Annotated in this window: 5 protein-coding genes; 4 read left to right on the forward strand and 1 reads right to left on the reverse strand. The window is 61.2% G+C overall.

Annotation, left to right across the window (positions count from 1 at the left end):
* The first annotated feature begins 64 nt into the window (after positions 1 to 64).
* Positions 65 to 454: a RidA family protein gene (locus ACXJKO_RS29970; protein ID WP_457094667.1), complete on the forward strand. Its 390-nt coding sequence runs from the start codon at positions 65 to 67 to the stop codon at positions 452 to 454.
* Between the two features lie 20 nt (positions 455 to 474).
* A complete protein-coding gene (locus ACXJKO_RS29975; RefSeq protein ID WP_457094668.1) occupies positions 475 to 1,284 on the forward strand; it encodes an IclR family transcriptional regulator in 810 nt (269 codons plus the stop codon).
* A gap of 246 nt (positions 1,285 to 1,530) precedes the next feature.
* Here the strand turns inward: ACXJKO_RS29975 and ACXJKO_RS29980 are convergent, their stop codons facing one another.
* Positions 1,531 to 2,136, reverse strand: coding sequence for a tyrosine-type recombinase/integrase (locus ACXJKO_RS29980; RefSeq protein WP_457094669.1), 606 nt, complete (start codon positions 2,134 to 2,136; stop codon positions 1,531 to 1,533).
* A gap of 399 nt (positions 2,137 to 2,535) precedes the next feature.
* Here ACXJKO_RS29980 and ACXJKO_RS29985 point away from each other — a divergent pair, with 399 nt between their 5' ends.
* On the forward strand, positions 2,536 to 3,630 hold the full coding sequence (locus ACXJKO_RS29985; protein ID WP_457094670.1) for a phosphotransferase: 1,095 nt from the start codon (positions 2,536 to 2,538) through the stop codon (positions 3,628 to 3,630).
* 3 nt (positions 3,631 to 3,633) lie between these two features.
* Positions 3,634 to 4,502 (forward strand): aspartate aminotransferase family protein (locus tag ACXJKO_RS29990; protein ID WP_457094671.1); only part of this gene is annotated, 869 nt, incomplete at its 3' end.

A 4,502-nucleotide genomic window follows, 5' to 3' on the forward strand; every position in this document is an offset into this window, starting at 1 on the left:
AGACAGAACGGCTCGCCGAATTCCTCAAGACCTCCAGCTTCAACTAGAAGGAAAGAGAACCTCCATGACGATCAAGCGTTACGGTGCCGGGGAAACCGGTGCTGGCGGACAGGCGCTGCCCTTCGCCCGTGCCACCGAGGCCAACGGCTGGCTTTATGTTTCCGGCCAAGTGCCGATGGAAAAGGGCGAGATCGTGCCCGGCGGCATCATTGCCCAGAGCCGCAAAGCTATTGAGAACATGATCGCGATCCTCAAGGAGGCCGGCTACGGCCTGGAGGATGTCGTGCGCGTCGGCGTCTGGCTCGATGATCCGCGCGATTTCTGGAGCTTCAACGGCGTCTACGCGGAGTACTTCGGGGCCAACCCGCCCGCCCGCGCTTGTGTTCAATCGAGTATGATGGTCGATTGCAAGGTGGAAGTCGATTGCGTGGCCTACCGCGCTGATCGCGCCTGAGACGCGAGTTGGAGAAGAGCATGGCCGAGCCCGCAAGCGACAATGTAACGCGACGGACGCGGGGACTGGATCGCGCTTTCGAGATCCTAGAGTTCCTGCGCGTGAAGCGTCAGCCCATGCGGCCGAACGAGATCGCCGCCGAGATCGGCGCACCGCGCTCCTCGGTTTACGAGCTCGTCAACCTGTTGCTCAGCCACGGTATGCTCGACTATCAGGGGGGCGACGGACGAGTCTTCCTCGGTCGCCGCCTCTATTTCCTCGGCACCGCCTATGCCGAGCAGTTCGACATCATGCGCGAATGCGACCGCATGCTGGTCCGCCTTGCCGAGGAAACCCGCGAAACGGCGCAGATGTGCCTGCTTGAAGGCAACAAGTACACGGTCGCCATGATGCGCGAGGGCATTCGCCCGTTTCGTATCTCCTCGAATGTCGGCGAACTCGTTGCCATTCCGTGGACGGCTTCGGGGCGTCTTCTCGTTTCGCATCTTTCAGATAAGGAAATTCTCGACCTTATTCCGCCAGAGGACTTTGTCCTGCCGAATGGTAGAACACTGGAACCTTCGGATTTCATCGCCCAGGTGCGGGCTGCCACGCGCGACGGTTACTTCACCTTCAACAGCGAGGTGGAAAACTTTACCCATTGCTTCGCCGTCCCGATCTATCAGGCCGACAATACCTGCATCGCCACCCTTTGCCTGGTCGCGCCGCGTGAGGACGGGTTGCGTCATCGCGCGGCTTATCTAGACAGTCTGCTGAGCGCAGCGCATGAGATTTCGGAAAAGCTTGGTTTCAGTACTCTTCCAAGACGAGTTTCCTCATCACGGGCTTGAGTGGAAACAGCTTGTGCGGCAATCCTCCAATCTTAGCCCGCTGACCACACCGGCCTTTTTCCGCACTGAGTTCCAGCTTGATCGTCATAGGCGTCGCGACAAGAGCCTTAACCAGCACACGGGTAGGTCGGTTTATGGCACGCGCCGGTCGTTTGTCTTGTGGCTGCTTAAGCCTCAAGTCCGGACGCTGCTTCGTTGAGGCTCGGTGAGCTCTGAGGCGGCTTGTGGATGAGCCGCTTCTGGCGTTTAGATCTCAACCTGCTCCGCAATCAGCAGGGCATCATCGACATCGATACCGAGATACCGAACAGTGCTCTCGATCTTGGTGTGGCCGAGCAGAAGTTGGACGACTCGGAGATTGCCCGTTCTCCGATAGATCATCGACACTTTGGTCCGCCACAGAGAATGGGTGCCGTAGGCGAGTGGATCCAGCCCAATCGCGCGAAGCCAAGATGCCAGCAGCCGCGAGTACTGGCGCGTCGTCATGGGCCTTTGCCGATTGATCCGACTTGGAAAGAGTGGCTCACCCTTGTGCAGATCCTTTTTCTCCAGCCAGCGCCCCACAGCCTCCCGGGTTTGCTCTGTGATCTCGAACTGAACGGGTCGGCCCGTCTTCCGCTGCAACACAGTCGCCCGGGACCGCACACGTCCACTGAGCGTCACATCATCGATGCGGAGCGCGACTAGGTCACAGGCACGCAGCTTGCTGTCGAGGGCTAAGTTGAACAAGGCCAGATCCCGGATGCGGTGAGCAACTTGGAGGCTGACCCGAATGGACCAGATCTCCTTAGCCTTGAGAGGCGGCTTGAGGCCAATCAGCTTGCCCGGTTCCACGGGGAGTTGGTTCGGCAAGGGTGGTCGCTTCTGGAAGAATAGCGTGACCGGTGGAAGGTTGGGCCGCGGGAGACTGGACCATGAGCGATGCCGAGACCAAAGCGGTGGCGAAGTGCGTCTAAGCGCAGGTGACGAGCGCTCGGAGTGGGTCGAGGGCGACGGCTCTCGGTAGCCTCCGGAGCACTACTCGCGCTGGCGCCATAGCGCTCTCGACCTGCATCGGCATGCCTGACCGATTGTGAGCAGTCTCAGCCGGCCCACAAGGCGGCGAAACTGCCGGGCTTGAGACGCATCAGCCAAGAGAGCTGAGGAACGCTCATCTATCGGCGGAAAATGGCTGACAAATTGCTGTGGGCAGCTATTGTCCGCCCGAGGCCTCCGCAATGTGCGGAGCCGTCCGCATGTCCCAGAGCCTGAATGACCGCAGGCCGTTCTGGCGAGGTAAACCTGATCATGTCGACGACGTCGCAAGCGAGCATCAACGCAGTGCTCGAAACCGCTGTGCCCGTGGCTGCGACCGAGGAAGTGAAGGCGATTGCGCTTCAGCATTTCGGCATTCGCGGCGAGCCGACCCGGCTGCCGGGCGAGCGGGATAGCAACTTCCACATCAGGACGGAGGAAGGCGATCACTTCCTCCTGAGAATCAGCAATCCTGTCGAAGACCGTCAGGTGACGGATTTCCAGACTAAGCTCCTGCTGCACGTCGAGCAGACCGATCCCTGCCTGCCTGTGCCGCGCATCGTCAGGTCCGTCGATGGCAGGCCCGCAATCGTCCTCACGCTTCCGGGGCAACCGCCGAGCGTCGTACGGCTCTATACGTTTCTCCAGGGCGAGCCACTGTACAAAACGCCGTCCAGCCGGCGCCAGCGGCGGAATATGGGCGGAGTGCTCGCCCGGATCGATCTCGCCATGCGGGAGTTCCAGCATCCGGCTTCCAACCACGAGCTGATGTGGGACATGAAGCATGCCCACCGTCTACGCCCCCTGCTGGTGCATGTCGAGGACCTGCAACGGCGTGCTCTGGTGGAGCGGTTCGTCGACCGATTCGAACAATTTGTGCTGCCCGCCATGCCGAACCTGCGCACGCAGGTCATCCACAACGACCTGAACCCGCATAACGTGCTCGTGGCGGACTATGATCATGACCATATAACCGGCGTGATCGACTTCGGCGATGCGGTGGTGGCCCCTCTCGTGAACGATCCCGCGGTCGCTGCGGCCTATCGGAATGCGGATGCCGGGCATCCGCTTGAAACTGTCTCCGAGTTCATTGCTGGATACCATGCCGTCCTTCCGCTTGACGACGCTGAGTTCGAGATCCTGTTCGACCTCGTGGCGACCCGCATGATACTGACAGTGCTGATCACCAGCTGGCGCGCCGCCATCCAGCCGGAGAACCGTGAATACATCCTTCGCAACGCGCCATCAGCCTGGGCCGGGTTGGAGCGCTTCGCCGCCTTGGACCGCGCGGAAGCGCACGCCTATCTTCGTCGAAAGAGCCGCCCGGAGTGACCGATGTCCATGATCAACGCCTATGATCCCGCCAAGGCGGCCGATGTGGCCGTGCGCGAGCAGGAGATGATAGCTCGTCGCCAGCGCCTGCTCGGGCCAGCCTACCGGCTGTTCTATGCTAACCCGGTCCATGTGGTGCGCGGGGAGGGCGTGTGGCTCTACGATCCCGATGGCCGGGCTTATCTCGACGTCTACAACAACGTGGCGTCTGTCGGCCATTGCCACCCGCACGTCGTGGCCGCGCTGTCCAAGCAGGCGTCCATTCTCAACACTCATACCCGCTACCTCCACGACATGGTTCTCGATTATGCCGAGAAGCTTCTCGGCTATTTCCCCATCGAGAACCCGCAGGTGATGTTCACTTGCACGGGCAGCGAGGCGAACGATCTGGCCTTGCGGGTGGCGAAAACTCACACAGGTGGCACCGGGGTCATCATCACCGACTTCGCCTATCACGGGGTCACGAACGTCATCGCGGAGATGTCGCCCTCGCTTGGCGCTGGGATGCGCTTGGGAGATCACGTGCGCACCGTGCCTGCGCCGGACCATTATCGGTCGAATGGGCAGGACGTGGGCGCGGCCTTTGCGCAGCATGTTCGCGCCGCGATCGACGAAATGAGGGCTCATGGTATCAAGCCCGCAGCGCTGATCGTCGACACGATCTTCTCGAGCGATGGTGTGTTTTCGGATCCGGCAGGCTTCCTAAAGCCGGCGGTCGAGGAGATTCGCAAGGCCGGCGGGATTTTCATCGCGGACGAGGTCCAGCCAGGCTTCGGCCGCACAGGCGACGCCATGTGGGGGTTCCAGCGCCATGGGGTCGTGCCCGATATCGTGACACTCGGGAAGCCCATGGGCAACGGTCATCCCGTAGC

This window comes from Microvirga sp. P5_D2 (genome assembly GCF_054049475.1).

What these genes read in the sequence shown, in the direction of transcription:
- ACXJKO_RS29985 (WP_457094670.1), top strand. Translation starts at nt 2,536, where the DNA reads ATGACCGCAGGCCGTTCTGGCGAGGTAAACCTGATCATGTCGACGACG.
- ACXJKO_RS29975 (WP_457094668.1), top strand. Translation starts at nt 475, where the DNA reads ATGGCCGAGCCCGCAAGCGACAATGTAACGCGACGGACGCGGGGACTG.
- ACXJKO_RS29970 (WP_457094667.1), top strand. Translation starts at nt 65, where the DNA reads ATGACGATCAAGCGTTACGGTGCCGGGGAAACCGGTGCTGGCGGACAG.